Genomic DNA, 25,806 nt, shown 5'->3' on the forward strand with positions numbered 1-25,806 from the left:
TCTCTTGTGTTGTGTTTATATATTATTTGCCTGCGGCCGAAAATTGTTCAAGGAAGCGGATGTCGTTCTCGAAGAAAAGACGTATGTCTTTGATGCCGTATTTCAACATCGTGATACGTTCGATTCCCATTCCCAACGCGAATCCGGTATATTTTTCTTTGTCGATACCGTTTAGTTCGAGTACGTTGGGGTCAACCATTCCACAACCTAAGATTTCTAACCAACCCGTGCCTTTGCATACGTTACAGCCTTTCCCGTGGCACAATGTACAGGATACGTCCATTTCTGCCGACGGTTCGGTGAACGGGAAGAACGAGGGACGCAGACGGATTCGTGTGTCCGCACCGAACAGTTCTTTTGCAAAGTAGGTGAGGGTTTGCTTCAAGTCGGCGAAAGAAACGTTTTCGTCGATATAAAGTGCCTCAATCTGGTGGAAAATACAGTGTGCCCGCGCCGAAATCGCCTCGTTGCGGAACACCCGTCCCGGGGTAACCAAACGAATGGGCGGTTGATGTGCTTCCATGTCGCGTACCTGCACGGATGAGGTATGCGTGTGAAGCACGATATCGGGATTTTTCTGGATGAAGAACGTGTCTTGCATGTCGCGTGCCGGATGTTCTTCCGGGAAGTTCAACGCGGAGAAATTATGCCAGTCGTCTTCTATTTCGGGTCCCTCGGACACGGTAAAACCAAGTCTGTTGAAGATGGCTAGAATTTCGTTTTTAACGATAGACAGAGGATGGCGAGTCCCGAGTTTCATGGGATTGCCCGGCATGGTTAAATCCATCCCGCTGAGTCCCTCTTCGGCGTTACTCAACAATTCTTTCAGTTCGTTTACTTTCGCTAAAGCCGTATTCTTCAACACGTTCAACTCCTGTCCGACAGCCTTTTTCTGGTCTGCGGGGACGCTTTTGAAATCGTCAAAAAGAGCGGCGATAGAACCTTTCTTGCTTAAATGCTTGATTCTAAATTGCTCTACTTCTTCCAAGCTACCGGCTTGGAAGTTTGCTATTTCATCACGGAGTTGTTTAATCTTATCTAACATCTTCTCAAAAATTTGAAATCCTTGGTTTGCAAATGTAATAAAAAAGTCTGATACATTTCAATTATTCGAGAACTTCAATTTTTATCTCGAATATTTTTACAGAAACGGGCTACAAGTTTATCCATTATTTTTTTTGCCGTGGGATATAATAAACATCCCGCGATTCCGCCGAGTACATCGGCGAGCAAATCCCACCAGTCGCCCCCTCGATGGAAATATTTGTATTGAAGTATCTCTATCAAGCCGCCATACGCGAAACTGAACCCGATGGCAATCAAGTAGCAGGCACGTGAGGATAGTTTATGGCGTAAGGCATCGCATAGGAAGACGGACATGATGAAGAACATGCCGAAATGGACGACCTTATCCAAATGCGGGATATTCAATTTGGGGTCCGGTATGGAACTCGAGGGAATGGCGCATAAGAAAAAGATAACGCCTGCCCATAGAAGATTACACCATAATAATACGTGTTTGTGTGCTATCATTATTCAATTATTTTTACTCGAATTATTCTCACGTCTTTTAACGGGCGGTTCTTTTTATCTGTTTGTAAAGCGGCGATTTTGTCAAGAATGTCAAAACCTTCAATCAATTCCCCGAACACCGTGTATTCGCCGTCCAGACTGTGTGCGCCGCCCTCTGTCGTGTATGCTTGTTTTTTAGCCTCGTCCATGAAGAGTTTTTCAGTGTTGTTTTCCCAGTCATGGGCGATGTCCGCCTTGATTTTGTCGGCTATTTTTCGGAATTCCGGTACATTCTTTTGTGCTTTTAAAGAATCCAGAATCGCTTTTTTCTCCGGGGTATAGTATTTATTCTGGATAGCCCTCTTGATGGGCACGTTTACCGATTTCTCGATATGCTCCAGTTCTTCCGGCGGGTATTTTCTCCCGACGGTGAAATAGAATTGTGAGATATCCGACTTCTTGAGCGGGTTTGTTTCGTCCGGTTGCCGGGGGGCAGCCAAAGCTCCTTTTTTATGGTAGTGGTGCGGTTTGATTTCGGCATCAATCGTGATTTCTCTACCATATCCCAGTTCCTGACCGGCAACCGCGTTACGGCTGTCCGCGGAACCGCCTTGTATGATGAAGTCTTTGATTACCCGGTAAAATAGTGTCCCGTCATACTGACCGGATTTCGCCAATTCGATAAAGTTGTCCCGGTGAATCGGGGTGTCGTTGTATAATTTGGCCTTGAGATTGCCCATGCTGGTTTCTATCAACACGATATGCTCTTTTTCCTGTCCCGTGGATGGAAGCGTGAAAAGGGCAAGCGTGAACGAGAGTATCAGAAGTTTATACATATATATATCATTTACGATTTGACAATTTTATTCACGAGGTATCGTACCGGGAAATGCGAGGCGATGTACCCGATGGCAATGACCGTGAGCATGATAATCAATATATCCGAGGCAACGACTTTCACGGGGTAAGCGTTGATGATGTAACTGCCGTTGCCGAGGGTGATGAAACCGTAATATTCTTGCAGCAGGCAAAGTCCGGTTCCGATGATAAGTCCGGCGAAAGCCCCGACTCCCGTGATTAGGTTCCCCTCCAGTTTAAAGATTGAAACGAGTTTCTCTTTTGTCATTCCTAGGGCTTGATAGACGCCGATGTCTTCTTTCTTGTCTATAATCAACATTGAAACGGAGCCCACGATATTGAATGAGGCAATCAGTAGGATAAACAACAAGATTAGGAATACCGCGAGTTTCTCGGATTTCATCATGGCATAGAACGAACGGTTGAGGTCATACTTGTCGAGTACCTTGTATTTTGTTCCCACTTCCGTCGCGAGTGATGTTTTAAAAGACGCGAGGTTGTCAGGATTTTTCAGTTTAATCTCTATTTTGGATATTTCCCCTGGAACCCCGAATAATTTTCTCGCGGTTTCTATTCCGGTAATCACGTATTTCCCGTCAATATCCTGTTGCGCGGAGAATATTCCAATCGGGTATATCCTTTGACTGTTTAATGCCGACATGGATGCCGACGATGCGGTTTTGTCCGGGTAATAGAATGTTACCGGTGATTGCATGCCAAGGCGGGTGCGCAAGGCGGCGGCAATACCGTACCCGAGTACCACGGTCGGTTTGTCTTCTTCTTCAAGACTGAATTTCCCGCTAATGATGGTGGGGGCAATTCCCGCGTGGCGGGCGTAATCTTCCTCGACTCCTTTCACTATCACGGGGACAAGTTTATCACCGAATTTTACCAGTGAATTTTCTTCCACGACGGCATCGAAAGACGCGATGTCGGGCATGTTTTCCAACTGTTCCAGCAGTAGGGAGTCGGTGGCGACGAATTTTCCTTGCGCGGGAGAAACCGTCAGGTCGGGAGTGAAGCTGTCTGTTACTGTGGTGAGTAACGTGTCGATGCCATTGAACACGGAAAGTACGACAATCAACGCGGTCGTGCCTATCATAACTCCTACCATACTGATGATAGAAATAATGTTTATGGCGTTCTGTTTCTTTTTCGAGAACAGGTACCTCCGGGCAATGAATATCGACAGTTTCATCGTGGACGGTTTTCTATTGCTTCAATAGATTGTCTATTTTGTCTATGTAGTCCAGACTATCATCCACGAAGAAACGTAATTCCGGGATGATACGCGTTTGCTTTCCGATTTTTTTCCCGAGGATAAAACGGATGTTTTTATTTTTCTCGTCCAGAATACCTAATACTTTCTCCGCGAGTTCGGACGGGAAAATACTCAAGTATACCCGGGCATACGACATGTCAGGGCTAACTCGCACGGCAGTAACGGATAACATTGCACCTCCGGTGTATTCTTTACACTCTTTCTGAAACATTTCGCTTAAATCTCGTTGTATCAAACGCCCTACTTTATTTTGTCTTATAGTATCCATATCAAGAAAAAAATTGTTTGCTAAAAAAATTTCCACAAATATAGTGATTATAATTGATACTTTTATTATCTTTGCCCTCGCAAAACGGAAACGAGATGTAGCGCAGTTGGTAGCGCGCCACGTTCGGGACGTGGAGGCCGCTGGTTCAAGTCCAGTCATCTCGACCAAATAAGAAAGAACGCTTTTGAAGGCGTTCTTTCTGTTTTTTATATTCTCGAAAATAATACGTACATTGCATAACGATTTTAGGATGTAGATTCGTTATGATTGATATTCAGGTAAAGCTACATGACAGATACTCCGTGGAGTTTAAGGTCGGTTACGTGGTAGATCGTGACCGGGAGGAGAACGAGTTCAGAATGGACACGTGGTTTTTCGTGCCTCATAGTCTTGGTATCAGTGCATCGACTTATTCGAAAGATGATTTTTACAAGGACGTGCGTTCTAACGTGAGGCTAATTACCCCGATTTATTCGTTGGAGGAAATCGCGGAGGGTGAGTGGACCCCTTTCGTGTTTCTGGAGGATGCGTTTCAACATCTGGTAGAGGAACGCACGAGGGAGTCTATCGAAACTTACGAATACCAAATCAAGATGTTCACCTCGATATTCAAAAGCGCCTTGCGGGGGAGCGTGAATAAGGCGATTCATCACGAGGTGGAAGTGAATGAACGGGGATTGATGGTAGGGCACTATGTGGCTTGTGTTCGGATTATTGCCCGTCGTTATCGGGAGTTGAAAAAGATTGTTCATGTACAGGGTTTGCCGAAAGAAGCGTTGAACTATTTTTCTTTCGGGGACGAGTATCTTTCCAACTTGATCGAGTTTCACACGTTTCGTTTATTGGACGGGTTGAAAGAGTTTGACGTGAAGTGTTACGAGCAAGAGAAGGAGAAATTGCTGGAACTGGTGCATGAAGAGATAGCCTACAAGAAGAAGCATGGTTATCTGGTAGCGGAGAAAGATAGTCGGGAGCAGAACCGGACGGTGATTTATCGGCGGGGGATATTGAAGAAATACGCGGAAAGTGATCTTTTCTTGAAGGCATCGAAAAAACGGGACGGGGTATTGGTCGAGCAGATATATTATAGTCTGGCAGCCGGGCTCTCGATGATATTTGCCACGGTAATCGCGTTCTCGTTTCAAAAGAAGTATGGCAATTTTACTATGCCCTTGTTCGTGGCTTTGGTCGTGAGTTATATGCTGAAAGACAGGATCAAGGAATTGATGCGATTCTATTTTGTCCACCGCTTGGGGAAGAATTATTTTGACCGGAAAACGAAGATCAGTATGGGGGATAAGGTGGTCGGTCAGATCAAAGACGGGGTGGATTTTATATCGGAAAACAAGGTGCCGGAAGAAATTATTAACCGACGGGCACGTACTGATCTCTTGGCTGCCGACAACCGGTACGCGGGTGAGAAGATTATTCTCTACCGCAAGTGGATACAGTTGGATGCGGAAATTTTAGGTGAATATAGTCAATATGACATTTCGGGAGTAAACGAGATTATCCGCTTTGATTTGGGAAATTTTGCCCGGAAGATGGATGAGCACGCTTATGAACTTTATGTTCCGGAGGGGGATTTGGGTTACACGGCAATCAAGGGAGAGAAAATTTACTACGTCAATTTCCTGATTCAATTGCGACACGAGGGAAACGTCGATTACAGGCGTTTCCGTCTGATGATTACCCGTGATGGGATACGGGAAATTCAAAACTTGTAGGAATCAATCAGTTTATAAAGTTTATTATTCACGGCAGCATGGCTGCCGATAGATATAATCCGAAGGACACCCGTTACTTTATAAACCTTATAAACTTTATGAACTTTATAAACTCATATATAAAAATATATTGTAGCTTTGCGGGACAATCAACCTTAAAGATCTTTAGAATAGAAATGAGAAAATGGAGCATTGACGATTCAGCAGAACTGTACAATATCAACGGTTGGGGGCTGAACTATTTTTCGATTAACGAGAAAGGACACGTGACGGTAACACCGAAAGTAGGAGGACCAAGGATTGACATCAAGGAATTGATGGAGGAACTTCAGGTGAGAGATGTGTCCGCTCCCGTGTTATTACGGTTCCCGGATATTCTGGATAACCGGATCGAAAAAATCTCAAGTTGTTTCCAGGCGGCTGCCACGGAATATGGTTACACGGGGAAAAATTTTATAATTTACCCGATCAAGGTAAACCAGATGCGTCCGGTCGTGGAGGAGATTGTAAGTCATGGGACGAAATATAATATCGGTCTTGAGGCTGGTTCCAAACCGGAACTGCATGCCGTGCTATCCATCGATATTGACGATGATGCCATGATTATCTGTAACGGGTACAAGGACGAGAACTACATCGAGCTGGCCTTGTTGGCACAGAAGATGGGGCGGAATATTTACCTCGTGGTCGAGAAGTTGAACGAGTTGAGGAATATAGCCGCGATATCCAAGCGCCTGAAAATTCGTCCGAATATCGGCATCCGGATTAAATTGGCAAGTTCCGGTAGCGGAAAGTGGGAAGAGTCCGGGGGTGACGTCAGCAAGTTCGGTTTGAACTCCAGTGAATTGTTGGAAGCGCTCGACGTCCTGCAAAAGAACAAAATGACCGATTGCCTGAAACTGATTCATTTCCATATCGGAAGTCAGGTAACGAACATCCGCCGTATCAAAACGGCATTGAAAGAGGCATCCCAATTCTACGTGCAATTAAAAAACATGGGATACAATATACATTTCGTGGACATCGGGGGCGGACTGGGTGTTGATTATGACGGGACCCGTTCTGCTACAAGTGGCAATAGCATGAACTACTCGATTCAAGAGTACGTGAACGATGCCGTTTCCGCTCTGGTAGATGCTTGCGAGAAGAATGAATTGGAACAGCCGAATATCATTACCGAGTCGGGACGCTCCTTGACGGCGCATCACTCCGTGTTGATTTTCGAGGCATTGGCAAGCACGAGCCTGCCGGCTTTTGACGAGAACGAGGAGATTGCCGAGGATGCCCATGAACTGGTGAAAGAATTGTATGACCTTTGGGAGAACTTGAACCAGCCCCGCTTAATCGAAACGTGGCATGATGCCATGCAGATTCGTGAGGATGGCTTGGGATTGTTCAATCTCGGGTTGATTGATTTGCATACCCGTGCCCAGATCGAACGTTTGTTCTGGTCGGTAGCCCGTGATGTATATGATATGGCGGTGAACACGAAACATTCACCGGACGAATTAAAGAAAATCTCCAAGTTATTGCCGGATAAATATTTCTGTAATTTCTCGTTGTTCCAGTCGTTGCCTGATTCATGGGCGATAGACCAGATTTTCCCGATCATACCGATTTCCCGTTTAAATGAACAGCCGACGAAATCGGCAACTTTACAGGATATCACTTGCGACTCCGATGGGAAGATAGATAATTTTATCTCTACGCGTAATTTCTCGTACCACCTTCCGGTACATGACTTGAACGGGAAGGAACCTTATTATTTCGGGGTATTCCTCGTTGGGGCTTACCAGGAGATTCTGGGAGATTTGCACAACTTGTTCGGGGACACGAATGCCGTTCATATTAAGGTGAAAGGTGATGAGTACGTGATTGATAAGGTAATCGAAGGGGAAACCGTCGCGGATGTATTGGAATACGTGCAGTTTATGCCGAAGAAAATGGCTAGAACCGTCGAGGTATGGGTAACGAGTTCCGTGAAGAAAGGAATTATCTCGGCAGAAGAAGGACGTGAGTTCTTGTCAAATTACCGTTCCGGATTGTACGGGTATACCTATTTGGAATAAGCAGAATATAATTTTCGAAATATAGAAGGTCGTGTTAGTTATCTCGTTGTAGATGTTGACACGATCTTTTTTTTTGTGAAAACGCAATTCTGGAAGTGTTAAAGCGAAAAACAACACTATTGATAACTAGATTGTTGTGGTTATTCTGATATTTAACACTATTAAAAGTGGTGCAAACGTTTGTAGGTAAAAAAAGATTTTATAGTTTAGCAACGGTGAAAGAAAAAAAGCCTCGTGCTGTCACAGCAGGAGGCAACCAATAACAAATTTATGAAAAAAAATCGAAGTCTCTTTTGAAATCCGATACAAAGGTATCGGCTTTTCTTTATATATGAAAATTCTTATAGTTAAATTTCCATTATATAGATTAATCATTGAAATCTATAGTAGTAAACGTATTTCTCGACGAAAGGTTTCACTATGTACTGAAATAATCCCTTAAAAAAATCAATTGTATTCTCGGGAAGAACCTGCTATTCTGCCGTAGCCGAACTGTTGCTTCGCCGTGGCACAGCTATCCCGGAGTATGGTTGGTCTGTTTGAGTTCTGGGCGGGCTCTGGAAAAGGTGAATTATTACCTTATTAATAGAGTTTGAATACGGTTGGAATTAGGTGTTAATACAGTCCCGGTTTGCCTAGGAAAAAAAACGCTCCCGTGTACTTTGGATGTGTACAGGGTAAAATAAAAATGGTCCGCGCTGTCTCAGCGGGGACCCAAAATACCAATAACAAATTTATGAAAAAAAATCGAAGTCTCTCTTTGAATACTGATACAAAGGTATCAGGTTTTCATCGTAACCGAGTGACGTTTCCGTTAAGTTTCGGTTACATGATAATTTATTCAAATTGTATGCCTATATACGTCAATTAAACGTAAAGGTTTCATAATTAATCAAAATCAAACCTTAATTGTAATGGTCCTTCAATAGATGTCGCCTCGAAAGGATTTGATACAGAGAGTCCTATGAGTCTAATCCTAAATTGAGTAAGTTCTAATTCCCGGAGTAATTTTTTTGCCAGAGGGAGAATTTCTTTTAAAGTTTTCAGTTCATATGCCACGCTGGCACTACGTGTTTTTTGAGAAAAGTCGTGGAATTTTATTTTTAGCGTGAGGGTATGTCCCTTGAAACCGGATGTTTCTAGCCTGTGTATAAGTTCAACTGCCACGTGGTACAACTCGATGATAACGGCGATATAGTTTGTCAAGTCGTTGTCGAAGGTACTTTCGCAACCCACTGATTTGCGGATACGTTCGGGGGAAACAATTCGAGGGTCTATTCCATGCGCGAAATCGTGGTATAGAGCCCCGTTTTTCCCGAAATTGCGAGCGAGAAAAGCCGCAGAACATTTGCGAAGGTCTGCCCCCGTGTGTATTCCTAGCGAATGCATTTTTCGGGCGGTAACTTTCCCGATACCCCAAAAAGCTTCTATGGGTAATTTCGCTATAAAATCGGCAGCCCGTTCGGGATGTATCGTGTATAACCCGTCTGGCTTACGGTAATCGGAGGCGATCTTGGCAAGGAATTTATTGTAGGATACTCCCGCGGAGGCTATCAAACCGAGCTTTTCTTTTATTTCCCGCTTTATTTCCCGGGCGACATCCACGGCAAGGGTGATGCCTTTTTTGTTCTCCGTGACATCGAGAAATGCCTCGTCAAGCGCCAGCGGTTCGATGATATCGGTATATTCCCGGAATATTTCATGTATTTGGTGGGAAACGGATTTATAATGTTCCATGCCGGAAGAGACAAAGATCAAATCCGGGCAAAGTTGTTTGGCTTTCATGGACGACATGGCAGAGCGTACGCCATAACGGCGAGCCTCATAACTGGCAGCTGCCACGACTCCCCTTTTCTCCGCTCTTCCCACGGCAAGAGGCTTTCCCCGGTATTCCGGGTGATCCCGTTGCTCTATGGAAGCATAGAACGCGTCCATATCAATATGAATGATTTTCTTGTTTTCCATCTCCCGTTTTCGAAAAGTAAATATAGGCAATTTCTTGGATAGTTGAAAGAATATACCCGGAAGAATGGGTGGGGAATTTTACCCCTTGACGGTGTAGAGATTTTCCGCAAAAATGCGTTATAAATGAAGAGGCTGTCTAAAAAGTAAATAGACAGCCTTTTCTTTCTTCATTATTTCAGGAATAATTTATTCCAATTTTTATATTCTCTTTCTTTCCAAGGTCCGTTGTGATAAACGTAACTTGCGATAGCGGGAATAACGGTTGTACCTTCGGCGTAAACCATTTGCTCGTAGGTAACGTCGACTTTACCCCAAGAGCAGGCTTCTTTCAAGGTTGAAGAAGAGCATGCTCCGTCGCGAACGTCAGCCACGGTGATTTGGATGGCGTATTTGTGCATAGGCACGTCGAAACCTAAGATTTCAGCACAGACTACGGTGTCTTGTGCGAAGTTCTTCGGGGTTCCGCCACCGACCATGAACAGTCCGGTAGTACCAGCCTTGATCTTGATTTGGGTCAGTTCAACGAAGTCCTTTACCGAGTCAATCGACAGGTGTTTGTCGGGGTGTTCCCATTGGTGTTTACCGATACCGAATCCCGCGCTACAGTCTGAGAATGCCGGGCAGAAGATGGGTACACCACATTCATAGCAAGTTTGGATCAAGCTGTCTTTTTTCACGGCGTGTCCCTCGTGTAACCATTTCCCGATTTCCCAGATAAATTCACGTGATGAATAAGGACGGGGTTCCAAGTTGTTGGCGATCTCGTAAGTCGTGTGGTCGCAAGCTTGTAATTCCTCCTCGTCGATGAACGTATCGTAAATACGGTCAATGTAAAGTTCTCTCAATTGCATGTCAGGCACGTCCTGGTGTCCCTTGTAGTGTTTGAAACCCAGAGCCTCGAACAAGTCCATGTCGATGATAGATGCTCCGGTAGAAACTACCACGTCAACCATTTTGTTGCGAACCATATCCACGTATACCTGCATACATCCGGCAGCACTTGTACTTCCGGCAATGGTAAGAATATTAGTACACTCTTTCTCTCCAACCATCATCATCAGGATATCAGTTGCTCTGGCAGTATCGCGAGAGGTGAAGGACATATCGCGCATCGCATCGATCAATTGGGTTGAGTCATACGATTTGATGTCGATGTGTTTGATAGTGTCTTTTAATAAATCTTTCTTTTCCATTTTATTTATTTAAAAATATAAGGTACAATTATGAGGACCTTATTGACTCAATTTCTTTATTTGTGATTTATGATTTTAGATTTTGGATTCCAACCGCACAAGGCTTACGCTTTTTTGAATCATAAATCGTAAATCATAAATCGTAAATTGTTTCATTGGTTTTGAAACCTCATGCTCAATATCTGGTAGATCAGTTTGCTTGCAAGGAAATCGGATGATCTATTGATTTCGTTGGGGCAAAGTTCTACCACGTCCAAACCGATGATGTTGTGGCGCTCGTTGATCAGTTTCAGGAAATTCAATACTTCCCGGTAATACAATCCGTCTGGTTCCGGGGTTCCCGTGGCCGGAAGAATAGCGGGATCGAAAACGTCCAAGTCGATCGTGATATAAACGTTGTCATGCAATTTCTGGGATACCATGTACATCCAGTTGTTACCCTCTTTGGCATCATGCAGATCGTGAGCGTAAAAAATACGGTCGGGCATGATGTTTTCCTTTTCCTCGATAGCGGAACTTCTGATGCCTACTTGTGCAACGGTAGCCACTTCTTTGGCACGGGCCATCACGCAGGCGTGGTTGTGGGTGGAACCCTCGTATTCGCTGCGCATATCGGAGTGTGCATCCAATTGCAGGACAGAAAATTTGTCATAGTGTTTGGCAAAAGCCCGGAATGCCCCGATACTCACGGAGTGCTCCCCTCCCAGTATCACGGGGAATTTTTTATCTGTCAGAATTTTATCAACTTGTTTTTCCACTTCTTGAGACATGGCTTCGGGAGAAGAGGCTTCCGTTACCGGGTCTAATGTCGCGATGCCGCGGGTGTAAACTTCGGAATCCGTTTCGATATCGTAGAGTTCCATGTTTGCCGATGCTTCAAGAATCGCGTCGGGACCTTTGTCCGCTCCCTTCAACCACGTGCTTGTCCCGTCGTAAGGTACTGGTAATACTACAATCTCGGCTGTTTCGTATGCCGTAAACTCGCTGTCGAGTCCTCCATAATTTTTATTCTCCATATCTATTTGGGTTTATAGTGTTTATAAACTCCTTTCTTTATAAAAAGGTCTGCAAAACTAACGTATTTAATTGAAAATTGAAAGTTGAAGATTGAAAATTATTGATTACATTTTCTCGATTCATTCACAAGGTGTTGCATGGCGTGCATGGTGGCTATCTTGTCGATGTTCAGAACTTCCCGGTTTCGCATGATCCATTTGCCGTTGACCATGGAGGAACGGATGTTCTTGCTGTTCGCCGCGTACACGATAGCAGAGTACTCGTCGAACACGGGAATCATGTTGCTGGCATCGGCGTGAATCACGATGAGGTCTGCCCGTTTACCTGTTTCGAGGCTTCCGGTCAAATGACCTAATCCCAAGGCTCTAGCCCCGTTGATGGTTGCCATGCGAAGGGCGGTGCGGGCGCTTACAGCTTCCGGGTTGTAACGTGTTCCCTTGGGGAGAAGGGCGGCGAAGCGTGTTTCTTCTACCATGTCCAGTGTGTTGTTGCTTGCCGTGCCGTCGGTTCCGATGCTCACGTTTATCCCCGCTTTCAGGTAGGTGTCCGTGTCGGTGATTCCGCTGGCGAGTTTTAGATTGCTTTTCGGGCAATGCGCCACGGAGGTGTGTGTCCGGGTATATAATTCGATTTCTTTCGGGTTGAGCCAGACGGAATGAGCGGCAATCACGTTTCGGTCAAGCAAGCCGATCGAGTAGAGATACTCGGCAGGGGAGGCACCTGTTTGTGCCGTGACGTCCTCTACTTCTTTGCGGGTTTCAGCAACATGGATGTGAAGGGGAATATTGTATTTTTCCGTTATATCTTTTGCTTTTCTTAGGGTTTGTTTCGAACAGGTATATGGCGAATGGGCGCAAACCGTCGGGTGGATCAGGTCGTTCCCGTACCATTGCTGCACGAGGGATTCACAGCGGGCAATACCCTCGTCGAGCGTGTGAAAACTGGGAGTCGGGAAGTCTATGAGCGATTCGCCGATAACGGCACGGATTCCGGCTTTCTTGGCTTCTGCGGCGATAATATCCTCGAAGAAGTACATGTCGTTGAAACAGGTCGTACCCGATTTGATCATTTCAATAAAGGCCAGCCGGGTAGCCACGGCAACATTCTCTGGTGTTACCATACGGGCCTCTGCCGGGAAGATATGGTCGTTTAGCCACGTGTGAAGGGGAAGGTCGTCGGCGTACCCGCGTAACATGGTCATCGGCACGTGCGTGTGCGTGTTCACGAATCCGGGCATCACGATCATGCCTTCCGCGTCGAAATATTCGGCATCGGGCATCTCGATTTTACCGTCACGAATTTCTTTGATACAATTTTTTTCTATCAGGATAGAGCCGTTTTTAATCACCTCCATGTTCTCGTTCATGGTGAGGATGCGGGCGTTGAATATGATGGTGTTTTCCATGGTGTTTATTTTTGTGAAAGAGATTCTTTTTTAATGATATTTGGTAATTGTCCCACGAGGTAAATTAATGAGGTTGTTATTTTAAAGTGATAATTGCTTTGGTATTGATTATCAGTTGCAAATATACGAAAATGTTTCAAATCGGAGGCAAGTCATCCTTATTTTTGTTTCAAATCGGAGGCAAGTCTAATAATTGAACCTGAAATGCCAGAGCGGTATGATATTGCCGGATGCAAATTCTATATCGTTTTTTTGTGAAAAATTGCTCAATAAATGAGCAATTTTAGATGAATTTTGCTCAACTTATGAGCAATTTGCGAGAATTCCTTCGTTTAACAAACATACCTTTTTTACACAAGATGTTAAACTATATTAAATACGACTCTCCTCAGGTAAAAATGAGCGGAGAAAACTGTTTTATAATAAAAGCATGGCAAAAATATATGAAGAAATTGGATAATAAAGAGAGAAAAGATTTGGAAATTGCCGGGAAGGCGATTGAGCGGGCGGAGTCGATGAAAAAGGAAATTCTCTCGCGTGAGATAGAGTTTACCGAAGAAGAGGAGGGGATGCAAACGGGGACGGATGTCGTGGAACGGATGGTAGAGGAGATACATCAGATAGCACGGATGGACAAGGAGAAGATGGGGGAAAAATTGCAGGCAAGATTGCGGGGACTGGAGCGGAAGAAAAGAGCATCCCGTCGTTGGTTGTACGCGGGGAGTTCCGTGGCGGCGGCGGTCGTGTTGTTTTTCATGGTAACAACGATGTTGCCTGAAAAGGAGCGAGTGGTGGAGAAGACTCCCTTGATCAACATGGCGGAGATAAAGGTACCGACGTTAATCACGACTGAAGAGAATGATGCGATCCTCTCGTTAGATACTTTGGAAGTGAAAGAGGAGGGAAACGTGTATATCGTGGGTGACAAGAAACGAGAGGAATTGTCCGGAGAGAATCCTGACCCAGTGGAAAAGCCCGTCCGAATTGTTCGAATGGTAATTCCTGCCGGGTATACCTATAACGTGCAATTGGCAGACGGTTCCACGGTCATGCTGAATGCGGGGAGTGAATTGCGATTCCCGGAGGAATTTCGTGATTCTGTTCGGCAGGTGGAGTTGAAAGGAGAAGGTTATTTTGACGTGCGGAAATCCGATGCCCCTTTTGTCGTGAAAGCCGGGGGGACACGAGTGAAGGTCTATGGCACGCGATTCAATCTGTTTTATAGTGAAAAACTTGCTTTTTCCGAGGCTGTTCTGGTAGAGGGAAGCATTGGTATGATAGCCGGGGGAACGGAAACGATGATCGTGCCGAACCAACGTGCCGTGTTCACGATGCGGGATAGTGTTACTCGGGTTGAAAAAGTAGATCCCGCGGATTACATCGCTTGGCTAGGGAATAGTTTCAAGTACAATGGAATGAGACTGGATAAAATAGTCTTTGATATATCCCAATGGTACGGGGTGGATATTCGCCTCGCGCCGGGATTGGAAGGACAATCATGTAGTCTTGAGTTTGACAAGTCTTCCACGATCGATTGGGTGATGAAAGCCCTTGGGTTGATCTTGGATAAAAACGTTAAAAAAGAAGGAGGTGCTTACTATATAGATTGATTGAAATCAAATAAAGAAGAGAATCCGCTGAGAGTGGATTCCCTTTTGAGCCACTGCCGTAAGGATTGATTTCGCAGGTCAGATGCCTTCGGTCGTGACGAGTAATAAACGTTAGTCAAAACGTTTACATCTAATATTCTTACAAATATATGGAAAAAAAAGAAGTAATGAACAAAATTAGGGGTAATAAAGTTATCATCGGTGTGTTTATCATGTTTATGCCGATGTTATGGAGTCCTGTGCAATTAGCCGCTTCCGTGTCGTCGAGTAGCGTGGACGTGCAACAAAAGGACGAAAAGAAAGTCACATTGAATATTATAGACAGGAATTTAACTTACATCCTGTCAGAGATAAAGCAACAAACGGGGCTTGCTTATGGATTCAGGGATAGCCGAAATGCAGTTCAAAACGAGCGTTTTACAATTAACGTGCGTAACGTAAGTGTCGATTCAGCTCTAACCGTATTGTTGAAAGATTCTCGATATACTTACCAAATTGAGGGTGATTTGATCTTGATCATGACGAAACAGGAGAAAGCCCAAGTGGCGGATAAAAAGGACATGATCACCGTGAAAGGTCGTATTGTGGATGAAAAGGGAAATCCTGTTGCTGGAGCAACTGTCGTGATTCACGGGACAACCAGAGGAGTGGCCTCTGATGCAGAGGGACAATATTCCATTGATGCCAAACCGGAAGATATTTTACGGGTTTCCTTTATTGGTTTTGAAACGAAAACGGTGGAGATCAAGGGGAAGGAAAAATTGAACATTCGTTTGACTCCCACAGCGGAGAACTTGGCGGAGGTTACTGTCGTTGCTTTCGGTGAGCAGAAAAAAGAGAGCATTACGGGATCCATTACTACCATCCGTCCCATGGATCTGAAATCTTCCAATAGTGACTTAACTGCAAGTCTTACCGGGAAAATAGCCGGTATTGTCGGTTGGCAGACGGGCGGAGCCCCCGGGGCATTGACCGAGGAAGAAATGAACACGAAGTTCTATATTCGGGGTATCAGTTCGTCCAACGGGGCTTCCGAGCCGCTGGTGTTGATCGATGGGGTAGAATCTTCCCGTTTGGACTTGGCGCGTATGGCACCGGAGGACATGGAGAGTTTTTCCGTGTTGAAAGATGCTGCCGCCACGGCGATGTATGGTGCCCGTGGTGCGAATGGGGTGATTATCGTGACCACGAAAAAAGGGGAAGCCGGAAGCGTGTACACTTCTGTGCGTTACGAGGCGGTGGCTTCCATGCCGACGGATAAAATCGACGTGGTGGATCCTCAAACCTACATGCGCATGTACAACGAGGCGTTGTTGGCACGTAATCCGGGGGCTACCCCTCAGTATTCCTTGAACCGCATCGAGCGCACGGGCAGCAAGGATTATCCCTCTTGGGTGTACCCTGCCAACGACTGGTTTAAAACCCTGTTTAAGGATTATTCTGTGAACCACCGCGTGGGCGTGAACGTGCGGGGCGGTTCCGAAACAGTGCAGTATTATGCGTCTGTCAATTACGTGAATGACCAAGGTATGTTGAAAACCGACCGGTTGAACCAGTTTGAAGTGAATATCAAGAATTCCACGCTTTCATCACGTATCAATCTGAATGTGAATTTAAGTACCGGAATCCGGTTGTTGATCAATTCCAGTATAAATTACGATAAATATCACGGACCTTTTTTCGGACCGAACCAGCCGGATGTACAATCGGCTTACTATTACGCGTTCAACGCTTCGCCGGTGAATTTCGCCCCGACCTACCCGGGTGATTTCGAGCACGGGTGGCCGCACCTGCGTTTCGGAAGTGTGAGGAAAGGTGATGGCGTTGCCCTTAACCCGTATGCCGCGATACAGAGTGCTTATCAAGACCGGAGCCGTTATAGTGCGACGACTAGAATAGAGTGTATCTACAATCTAGGCTCTGTGGTAAAGGGGTTGGAATTGAGGGCAAATGCTTCCTTGTCAAAAACCGGGTACGAGATGAATGCTTTTGCAGTCAGTCCATTTTATTATGCTATGGATGCGGAAAACGGCGGCTATGATTTTGAGACGGGCGAGCATACTTTGACACTGTTGCAAAATGGACGCCGGACGTTGCAAAAGCCTATGCAAGGAGGATCGGCATCTACTTCTTCCACGCAGTTAGTGTATGAAGGTAATTTGATCCATACAGCAGCATGGGGCGGGGACGATGCAACTTTGCACCAAACTTCACTGACCGCGGTATTCCAAGCATTGCAGGCAAATTCCGCTCCCGTGGGTGATTTATTCGGTAGCTTCGAACAACGAAATTTGAGTTTCTCCATGCGCGGTAGTTACGGGTTTATGGATCGTTATTTCGTGGAAGCCAGTTTCGGGTATAATGGTTCCGAGCGTTTCACCAAAAATAACCGGATGGGTTTTTTCCCGGCTCTTAGCGGGGCGTGGATCGTTTCCAAGGAAAATTTTATGCAAGGAGGTATCAATAAATGGATCTCTTTCCTGAAATTAAGAGGTTCGTGGGGTAAGGTGGGTAACGATGGTATCATAAAAGATCCTCGTTTCGTGTATATGCCGGAAATTGTAGGTGGACCGGGTTATAAGGATCCAGAACCGGGAAGTCAACAAAACGTATATCGTAAAGAAATCAAAAATTATGGTGACCCGGATGTGAAATGGGAGGTTTCCGAGCAGGTGAATCTCGGTATCGAAACCCGCTTTTTCAAAGATATTCTGGAGGTTAATGCTGATCTTTATCAAGAAGTGCGTCACAATATCATAGAACAGCGTGTCACTATTCCTGCGCAGGTGGGTGTGGAGGTAAATCCTTTGGACAATCTCGGTAAAGTTCGTGCCCGCGGGGTGGATCTTTCCGCTAAAGTGCAACATGCTTTCAATAAAGACTTTTGGATTATCTTGAACGGGACCTTTACTTACAACAAGGCGGTTTACAAGGAACTGGAAGAGGCGAAGGATAAGCCGTACTGGCAACTGAAAACGGGTTACGAGCTTTCTCAACGGGTGGGATACATCGCCGAAGGGCTGTTCCGCGATCAAGCGGAAATCGATAACTCGCCGCAAGCGAATACCGGAATTTTGCCGGGTGACATCCGTTATCGTGACGTGGACGGGAATGGTGTGATTGACGTGAATGACGCCGTGCATATCGGTTTCCCTGAGACGCCGCGTATGGTGTATGGTTTCAGCGGGTTTATCAATTACAAGAACTGGGAGTTTAGTTTTGCTTTCCAAGGCTCCGGCAAGCGGGGTTTCTTCATCAACCCGAAATCTTTGTCTCCGTTCGAGGAAGACCGTGCCATGTTGAAAGAGATCTACGAGAGTCACTGGACAGAAAAAAACGTGGATAACCGCCCGTTCTGGCCCCGTCTTTCCGTGCAGAATATCACGACCTATAACAAACAGGAAGATTGGGACGCGAATGTCACGGACGATCGCCGTTCAACTTATTTCATGCGGGAGTGCCGCTTCTTGCGCTGTACCGCCTTGGAGTTGGCATACAATCTGCCGCAGGGACTCCGTCAAAAATTACACATGCAGAACGTGAAGTTCTTTGTCCGTGCCAACAATCCTTTCATGATATCCAATTTTAAATTGTGGGACGTGGAATTGGGCGGAAACGGATTCAATTATCCCATCCAAAAGACTTACGCTTTGGGTATTAACATTAGTTTCTAACTTAAAACCAGAGATAACATGAAGCGTCTATTAGCTTATTTATTTATTCCTTGCCTGCTGTTCTGCTCTTGCGACAGTTGGTTGGACGTGGTGCCGGAGAAGGATATCGCCACGATAGATTCTGAATTTGAAACTTATGATCAGGCTTTCGTGTGGTTGAAAAGTGCTTATGTCTACATGCAGGATCTTTACGAGAGATATTATGATGTGGCTTACACGGGATCTGATGAATTGGTTGCCGACAATTACTTGAGAAATACTCTTTATTATCATCCCGCGGGTTTGGATATTATTGCCGGAAGGCAGAGTGTGTTGGATCCTTACAATGACACGTGGTTTAATATATCCAGCGGTAATGCCGGGCGTTGCCGGAAAGACTTTTACACGCAAATAGTACTTTGCAATCATTTTATTACCCGTATAGATAACGTGTATAATTTGTCTGCTAAAGATAAGAGTGAATGGAAAGCCGAAGTGGTAGCCTTGAAGGCTTATTATTATTTCGAACTGGTACGCCGCTATGGACCGGTGATGATTGTGCCGGACTCGTTTGATCCGAATCAGGACGTGGAATCTTTGAAGTTGCCCCGTAGTCCCGTGGATACTTGTTTCAATTATATCGTGCGCTTGTGTGACGAGGTGATGGATATGCTTCCTTCGTGCACGGCAAAACAGAGTGAACGGAGAGGATATTTTAATAAGGAAGCGGTTATGGCATTGAAGGCACGGGCATTGTGTTATCAAGCATCCGATCTTTTCAACGGCAATCCCGATTATGCCAATTTCAAGAATAAGAAAGGAGAATTACTGTTCAGTGCCACTGCCGACCCGAAAAAATGGGAAAGGGCAGCCCAAGCTGCCATTGATGTGATCAATCTTTGTCGTGAAACGGGATCGGCAGCTTTGATAGAGGGTAATTCTGCGAACACGGAGTTGCAGGCGCATATGCTTGATATCGAAAGGTCTACTCAGACATTTAGCTGGCTGAGTGATGAGGTGTTGTATATGATCAGATTAGCGGGAATGGATGGTACTTGGTTTAACTATACATTGCCGAAATTTTCTGACGGTTCGAATCACACGTTGCCGGGTGCTTGCCTTACCCCAAGTATGAAAATGGTGGAGATGTTTTACACGGAGAACGGCTTGCCTATCAGTCAGGATTTGAAATGGGTCGGGGGTGGTAATCCTTATGCCCTCAGCATGGAAACAGACCCGAAATATACCGACGTGGTGTCTTTGAACGAGCCGGTGCTGAACCTGCATCGTCGCCGTGAACCCCGTTTCTATGCCGATATCGCTGCCGACCGTTGCTATTGGCGTTTGGGTACCGGAGTAAACAATGTTTATTTGATAAAGACTTATCAAGGCGAGGGAAGTGGATTGAATGAAAAACGTTTGTCCGCCACCGGTCCGCAAAATATTACCGGTTATTACCTGAAAAAAGGAACTTCTTCCAGTGCGACGCTTTATGCCCATCAACAGGGATTGGGTAGTTTGGGTGAGCGACCTGCCGCTATTTTCCGTTTGGCGGAGATGTACCTTATTGCCGCCGAGGCGTTGAACGAGTGTAAAGCGGCTCCCGATGAGGAGGTGTACAAGTATTTGAACGCCGTACGTCGCCGTGCCGGAATCCCGGATGTAGAGGTGGCTTGGAAGAATGCCAAGGATCCGGGCAGGGTGAAGTCCAAGACGGGTATGCGCGATATTATCCGTCAGGAGTGGAACATCGAGTTCGCTTTCGAGGGGTATCGGTTCTGGAACGTGCGTCGTTGGAAAATTGCCAATGTCGAACTGAACGAGAAATCCTTGGGATGGAACGTGATAGGCAGTGATGCCAATAGTTTCTACAACGACGGGCGGGGTCCCGTGGTAGTTTATTCCGGCAATAAGTTTGTTGCGCCGCGCGATTATTTCTGGCCTATCCGGAGCGAGGAGGTACAGACTGCCGGTTGCGTGCAAAACCCGGGATGGTAGATGGATTTACGATTGTAGATTTACGATTTTAGATTGTAAACTCAATTAAAATTTAAAATTTGAAATTATGATACGAAGAATATTATTTTTATTACCGTTATTTTTCATCTTCTTTGCTTGCAGTGATGATGATAAAGTCGGTTTCGATGTGCCCGTGGAATTTCGGAAGATATCTTTTGATCCAGTTCCCGGGGGTGCGGTGATGCGTTACAGATTGCCCGATAACATGGAAATTTTTGGGGTGCGAGCCCGCTACAATGATGCTTACGGGCGGCAGTTAGTGAAGGAAGGTACTTACTTGACAGACACTTTGCTGTTGAACGGTTTCGCAGAAGCGCGGACTAACGAGCCGGTGCGGTTGACTTTCCTCGATAGTAATCTGGAAGAATCGGCACCATTGGATATAACTTTCAACACGGCGGATGCCGCCACTGTGGCTCTTTTTGATAATTTGAGTGTGAACCCGTTCTGGGGTGGATTCAACGTGATTTACACGTCACCGTCTGTTGTGGAGGGAACCGTGCATATCTTTTACGTCGGCATAAATCCCACCACGAAGCAGGAGGACAATATTCTGGTGGGAAGTTATCCTATTCTGGAAGGAGGCGACACGTTGAATTTCGAGTTGAAACAAGCGTTGGATGAGTTAAAAGTAGTTATACGGACGGACGATTTCGAGGGAAACACGGTGAGGATGAAAACTTATGAAGGCATTGAAGCCATGGCGATGGAGATGTTGTCCCCGGATCAATTTAAGTTCTTTTTCCCGAAAGAGTTGGAGATCGAAGATGAAGATCACCAGATTGGTGTGAAATATCTTTTTGACGGGCAAAAGAAAGGGGCTAATTATAGGAAGAATTACCAGAAGGGAGATAGATACAAGTTTGGTACTTTCGTTGCGGGTCCGAACGCGTTCGAGGAACGTTTTATCATAGATTTCGGGACTCCGAAGGTGCCAGCCATGTTGCGCGGCGATGCTTTCTTGTACCACGGGAATTCTTATCCTTATGCCAATCCCGATTATCCTAATCCGAGCATCGATATGTTTGTTGCTACTTTATGGAATGCCGTGTACACTTCCCGGTTGCCGGCAAAAATCAAAGTGTACGGGACGAATGCGGCAGATCCAGCGAAAGTGCCTCTTAACGAATGTACCGTGCTTTACGTGTTGGATGATGACCCGGGGTGGTCTAATTTTTACCGTAACGCTTGGTGTCGTTATTCGGATTATCAATATGGTCCTGTTGACTATGCTAAAGATGCATTCAAGAACAAGGATGACAAAACTTTTGATGCGGCGGATCCTATCTCTTTGGATATGAAATGTAATTATTTTGGTGAGGCTTTCCGCTATATCTTCTTTATCGTGGAAGACACATGGATGAGTAGCCGTTGGAGTAATCAGTATCCGTATGGATACGAGGAGAACGCTAGGGAGTACATAACGTTCGACGAGTTGGAAGTATTTGTAAAGAAGGAAAAGTAATAAAGGAACAGCTATGATAAAAAAACTATATTATACGATCGGTTTGTTCGCTGCGCTCTTGGCGGCAGGTTGTAGCGAGAGCTTGGAAGAAACTTATGATGAGTTTGCCGGCGATGGGATGATCCGCTACCTTGGCAAATGCGCCGACGTGAGCGTGAACCCGGGTTGGGAACGTTTGCAGGTGGTATGGAAACATAACATCGATGCCGGGGTGAAAAAAGTGAAAATCACATGGAATTCTGACAAGGGATCGGGCGAGATGTTCGTGGACCCGTGTGACCCGGATAGTGATGATTTGATGGATACCGTTTATATCGAAAATTTGGCTGATGCTATGTATACCGTGCGGGTGAACAACGTGGCTGATGACGGTAGGGAGTCGTTGGTGGAGGAGAAATACGGTAGACCGTATTCCTATGACCACGAGGATTTACGTTCGTTTTCACGGGGTGTTACCGCTTTTAGCCGCATGGGTGATAAATTGGTGGTTGCTCTCGATCAAAGCAATGAAAATATCAAGGAGATGTTGCTGTGTTTCAAGGATAAGGCGGGGAACAAGCACGAGTGGGATATGAACGCCCATGCGAATGATTCGCTTTCTTATAAGTATTATGGTTATTATGATGTTAATTTGGGGCGTGATTATCTTTTTCTGTTACCTGACGAGGAGGGTGTGGAAATCGATTTTAATCAACCGATCACCGTGCAGCGGAAAGGGAAATTGTTGGGTTGTGTAGATGAAATTGATTTCAAGAACGAAACATTGAACCTGAACGAGAGGTTGTGGTCAACGGCGTTCACGCAACTGATGCTTGGGCTATACGGTCCGAGTTGGGAGAGCCGGGTTGACGATGTGGAAACTTTGGAAATGGATTTTGACATGACTTCTATGCAGGATTTAATGTATTTTCCCAATCTGAAAAAAGTTGTTCTCGGTAAGAATCGGTACATGGATTCTGAGTATGCCCAAAAGTTTCACAGTACCACGGATGAATACGTGGGGTTGGTGATGTTGCAATTCTTGAAAGATACCCGTCCCGATTTCACGGTGGAGCGTTATAATGCGCATTATTTTTACCAAAGGGATGAGTTCGGAACTATTTTTATCGATGCGTACAAGGAGGCAGGAAAATTGACAGATTTGACGTTAGAGGAAAAGGAGAGTAGCAATTTGTTAGCCAAGCCCGTGTACACGCCGTTGGATACCACGGGTTGGGAGGTGACTTGCTCCGATACCGTCTACAATGGTTACAAGAATAACGGGGCTGCCAATTTACTTTTCGATGGACCACGTCATTTCGTGGATGATTATTTGGGCTATGAATATGATGCCGAGGTGTATTTTGAGCCTGCCGAAACGGTGGGAGCTAGCATTGTCACCGTGACATTTGATATGAAAACACCTCGAAGGGTGGAAGGTTTCAAGGTGGGGCAACCTACCCGTAATCAGAATGGTGATACGGATTATTTGTTGTTGAATATGAAAATAGAGTTTTCGGTTGACGGCTATACTTGGACGGATGCGAACCACACGGACGGAAGTGTTTCGATTGGTAACACTCCCGGTGAGGAAACCTATCTTTTGGTACCGGAGGAAATGCGGACTCCCGTGCGGTATATCCGCTTGAGAATGTCGAACCGCCCAATCGGTACAATCTCTAGCCTAACGAAGTATTGCTTGCGTCTGGGTAAGTTTATCCCGTGTACGGTCGAATGACTTGATTCTATGTGTATGCATTCCCTGCTTGACAGGGAATGCTTTCTCTTTGCTTGACAGATGATTACTGGACGAGAATAGATAACTATTGTGGTACCTACGGCAAAAAACGGATCTTTTATGGAATATGAATAAGTATCCAGCATTGAAACCAAATTATGAGTCCAATTTTTGGGTGGACGAGTTAATTAGTTTCACTAATATTAAAGAATATATCATGAAAATAATAGTATTGTGTTTGACGTTAATATCAGTTGTGTTTGATGTATGTGCACAAAAACAATCATTTAAGAATTTCAAAAGGTACGGTAATTGGATTGTTCCGGCAGAAAATTTTGAGCAAACGTTTGATTCGATAAGACAGGAGGTACTCTCGAAAGACATATACGTGGACTATCGCATTATGCAACCGACAGATAGTCTTGTTGATTGGTTGATTCACATGAAGTTAGATGTTCCGGAAAAACGAGATTTCATGTTGTATAAAGAGTCTGTGGAATATGAAAAACGCATGAGATCTTTGGGTAAAGAGATGAACTCGTATTATTTGTTTGAAGAATGGTGGTCATTGATTCCTGAAACGTTAGTGAAACGTTTAAAAGAAAATGAAAAGAATTGGAATAAGTTATACGAGAACTACTTTGAAGCCCATGCGTTCGTGAACAATCAGGGGAAAATACTTTCCGTCTATTTTAAAATACCTTCGGTTATGCTTGATGTGGTGAAAGAGGAAGAGCTGCAGATGATTTACGATCGTGTAATGGAAAAGAGATTGGATATTGAAAATTTCGTTTTTCGTCGTCCAACGAATAAGCAAGTGAAAGAGACTTTGGCAGAAATTGTGGGAAAAGGTAGAAGCGGAGAAGAAAACTGGGATCTTTTCGTTAACATGAGACGTCAAGGTGTTCCGTGTGTTTATGGTAATGTGAATTTTTTTTATATGCAAAAACAGGATACTACCCGAATACCGGAAGAGGGAACCGTTTTCTTGTAGAAAAAGATAGAGTTGGCGGAGAATAATGTAATAAAGATGATGAAAAAAATAGGATTGTCTATACTGTTGACCGTTTGCGCGTACGTGACAAGCATGGCGCAAGAGGGTTTTAAAATTACTGGACACTTGGGAGGTACTCTCGGGGGAGACCTCGTGTTAGCGACAACCGGGGCGGAAGGTTTGGTTAAACTGGACGAGGCAGTGATGGTAAATGGTGAGTTCGAGTTCGTGGGACGGGTAGATGGACTGATTCTCGCTTATATATTGACGGCGGAGCAACAACCGGTAGCCACGTTGATGCTCGAGAACTTGGAATACACCATAGTGGCGGGGGAGAGCGGTATCGAGGTACAAGGGGGTGGGGAGTCCCAAAAGATATTGAATCAATATAATGCGATCAACCAGATTATAGCCCGGGAGAAGATGCTCATGGAGCAGGAAGCCCGAGCCGCTTACGCCCAGCAGAACCAGATGAAACTGCAAGCGTTGCAACAGCAGTTCCAGAAAGTGATGGAAGAAGCGGGGGCGAAACAGGCAGAATTGTTCCGAACCTACAAGGATTCGCCAGTGACGGCTTTCGTGATCGCTTCCGGCATGGGGCAAATGGATTACACTTCGTTGAAAGCCGTTTATGACAAGTTAGGCGAAACGGCAAAAAACAGTCCTTACGGTCAGGCGATCGTCCAACAGTTAGCCGTGTTCAAGCAAGTGGAGCCGGGCTCCGTGGCGCCAGACTTCAAGGGAACCACGTCGGGAGGTGAAACAGTTTCTCTTCACGGGCTCAAGGCAAAAGTGAAACTCGTGGACTTTTGGGCATCGTGGTGTGGTCCCTGTCGTCAGGAAATGCCCAACGTGGTGAAAATCTACAAGAAATACCGTGAAGCGGGCTTGGAAATCATCGGCGTGTCGCTGGACACGAAAGCCCCTGACTGGCTGAAAGCCATGAAGGACGAGAAAATGACTTGGCCTAACATCATGGATGAACAACAGGGTATTGCCGCCCGTTACCTTGTCCGGGGCATTCCCCACACGGTATTGCTGGACGAGAATAA

The 25,806-nt window shown here is 45.3% G+C and carries 18 protein-coding genes and 1 tRNA gene; 10 read left to right on the forward strand and 9 right to left on the reverse strand.

Annotation, left to right across the window (positions count from 1 at the left end; all coding sequences use genetic code 11):
* Positions 1 to 22: 22 nt before the first annotated feature.
* The 5 genes from pheS to rbfA all read right to left on the reverse strand — a co-directional run bounded on the left by pheS (position 23) and on the right by rbfA (position 3,920).
* Positions 23 to 1,045, reverse strand: a complete 1,023-nt coding sequence (gene pheS / locus Q5866_RS01235; RefSeq protein WP_303178245.1) for a phenylalanine--tRNA ligase subunit alpha — start codon at positions 1,043 to 1,045, stop codon at positions 23 to 25.
* A gap of 74 nt (positions 1,046 to 1,119) precedes the next feature.
* Entirely contained in the window at positions 1,120 to 1,533 is a 414-nt protein-coding gene (locus Q5866_RS01240; RefSeq protein WP_292264867.1) for a VanZ family protein, read from the reverse strand.
* Positions 1,533 to 2,348 (reverse strand): peptidylprolyl isomerase, encoded by an 816-nt coding sequence (locus Q5866_RS01245; RefSeq protein WP_303178249.1) that lies wholly within the window; start codon positions 2,346 to 2,348, stop codon positions 1,533 to 1,535. The genes Q5866_RS01240 and Q5866_RS01245 overlap by 1 nt, the downstream gene beginning before the upstream one ends.
* A gap of 11 nt (positions 2,349 to 2,359) precedes the next feature.
* Entirely contained in the window at positions 2,360 to 3,568 is a 1,209-nt protein-coding gene (locus tag Q5866_RS01250; protein ID WP_303178251.1) for an ABC transporter permease, read from the reverse strand.
* Between the two features lie 13 nt (positions 3,569 to 3,581).
* Complete coding sequence (rbfA, locus tag Q5866_RS01255) at positions 3,582 to 3,920, reverse strand: 30S ribosome-binding factor RbfA (RefSeq protein WP_099291857.1); 339 nt, start codon at positions 3,918 to 3,920, stop codon at positions 3,582 to 3,584.
* 91 nt (positions 3,921 to 4,011) lie between these two features.
* Between rbfA and Q5866_RS01260 the strand changes: the two genes are divergently transcribed.
* The 3 genes from Q5866_RS01260 to speA all read left to right on the forward strand — a co-directional run bounded on the left by Q5866_RS01260 (position 4,012) and on the right by speA (position 7,716).
* Positions 4,012 to 4,087: transfer RNA gene (locus tag Q5866_RS01260), tRNA-Pro, on the forward strand.
* Between the two features lie 96 nt (positions 4,088 to 4,183).
* Positions 4,184 to 5,647: a hypothetical protein gene (locus tag Q5866_RS01265; RefSeq protein WP_303178254.1), complete on the forward strand. Its 1,464-nt coding sequence runs from the start codon at positions 4,184 to 4,186 to the stop codon at positions 5,645 to 5,647.
* Between the two features lie 176 nt (positions 5,648 to 5,823).
* Positions 5,824 to 7,716 carry a biosynthetic arginine decarboxylase gene (speA, locus tag Q5866_RS01270; protein ID WP_186974822.1) on the forward strand — a complete coding sequence of 631 codons (1,893 nt, stop codon included), beginning with the start codon at positions 5,824 to 5,826 and terminating at the stop codon, positions 7,714 to 7,716.
* Between the two features lie 888 nt (positions 7,717 to 8,604).
* On the opposite strand, the gene dinB is transcribed toward speA, so the two are convergent.
* The 4 genes from dinB to Q5866_RS01290 form a co-directional block, all read right to left on the reverse strand.
* Positions 8,605 to 9,681, reverse strand: coding sequence for a DNA polymerase IV (dinB, locus tag Q5866_RS01275; protein WP_099291252.1), 1,077 nt, complete (start codon positions 9,679 to 9,681; stop codon positions 8,605 to 8,607).
* A gap of 170 nt (positions 9,682 to 9,851) precedes the next feature.
* Entirely contained in the window at positions 9,852 to 10,874 is a 1,023-nt protein-coding gene (locus tag Q5866_RS01280) for a deoxyhypusine synthase (protein WP_099291251.1), read from the reverse strand.
* A 152-nt stretch (positions 10,875 to 11,026) separates the two neighbouring features.
* Entirely contained in the window at positions 11,027 to 11,890 is an 864-nt protein-coding gene (gene speB, locus Q5866_RS01285; RefSeq protein WP_186974821.1) for an agmatinase, read from the reverse strand.
* Between the two features lie 98 nt (positions 11,891 to 11,988).
* The gene (locus tag Q5866_RS01290; RefSeq protein WP_303178258.1) at positions 11,989 to 13,296 is read right to left on the reverse strand and encodes an amidohydrolase; all 1,308 of its coding nucleotides are present in this window, start codon (positions 13,294 to 13,296) and stop codon (positions 11,989 to 11,991) included.
* A gap of 443 nt (positions 13,297 to 13,739) precedes the next feature.
* Here Q5866_RS01290 and Q5866_RS01295 point away from each other — a divergent pair, with 443 nt between their 5' ends.
* The 7 genes from Q5866_RS01295 to Q5866_RS01325 all read left to right on the forward strand — a co-directional run.
* Positions 13,740 to 14,906, forward strand: coding sequence for a FecR family protein (locus tag Q5866_RS01295; RefSeq protein ID WP_303178260.1), 1,167 nt, complete (start codon positions 13,740 to 13,742; stop codon positions 14,904 to 14,906).
* 167 nt (positions 14,907 to 15,073) lie between these two features.
* Positions 15,074 to 18,580, forward strand: a complete 3,507-nt coding sequence (locus Q5866_RS01300; protein WP_303178261.1) for a TonB-dependent receptor — start codon at positions 15,074 to 15,076, stop codon at positions 18,578 to 18,580.
* Between the two features lie 18 nt (positions 18,581 to 18,598).
* A complete protein-coding gene (locus tag Q5866_RS01305) occupies positions 18,599 to 20,557 on the forward strand; it encodes a RagB/SusD family nutrient uptake outer membrane protein (RefSeq protein WP_303178262.1) in 1,959 nt (652 codons plus the stop codon).
* 67 nt (positions 20,558 to 20,624) lie between these two features.
* Positions 20,625 to 22,043, forward strand: a complete 1,419-nt coding sequence (locus Q5866_RS01310; protein ID WP_303178264.1) for a DUF4959 domain-containing protein — start codon at positions 20,625 to 20,627, stop codon at positions 22,041 to 22,043.
* A gap of 13 nt (positions 22,044 to 22,056) precedes the next feature.
* Complete coding sequence (locus tag Q5866_RS01315; RefSeq protein WP_303178266.1) at positions 22,057 to 23,760, forward strand: DUF4998 domain-containing protein; 1,704 nt, start codon at positions 22,057 to 22,059, stop codon at positions 23,758 to 23,760.
* Positions 23,761 to 23,977: 217 nt separating this feature from the next.
* The gene (locus tag Q5866_RS01320; RefSeq protein WP_303178268.1) at positions 23,978 to 24,754 is read left to right on the forward strand and encodes a hypothetical protein; all 777 of its coding nucleotides are present in this window, start codon (positions 23,978 to 23,980) and stop codon (positions 24,752 to 24,754) included.
* A 36-nt stretch (positions 24,755 to 24,790) separates the two neighbouring features.
* A partial coding sequence (locus tag Q5866_RS01325) for a TlpA disulfide reductase family protein (protein ID WP_303178269.1) occupies positions 24,791 to 25,806 on the forward strand: 1,016 nt, incomplete at its 3' end.

The organism is uncultured Butyricimonas sp., assembly GCF_959596855.1.
In the GTDB taxonomy this organism is placed as follows: Bacteria; Bacteroidota; Bacteroidia; order Bacteroidales; family Marinifilaceae; genus Butyricimonas; species Butyricimonas muris.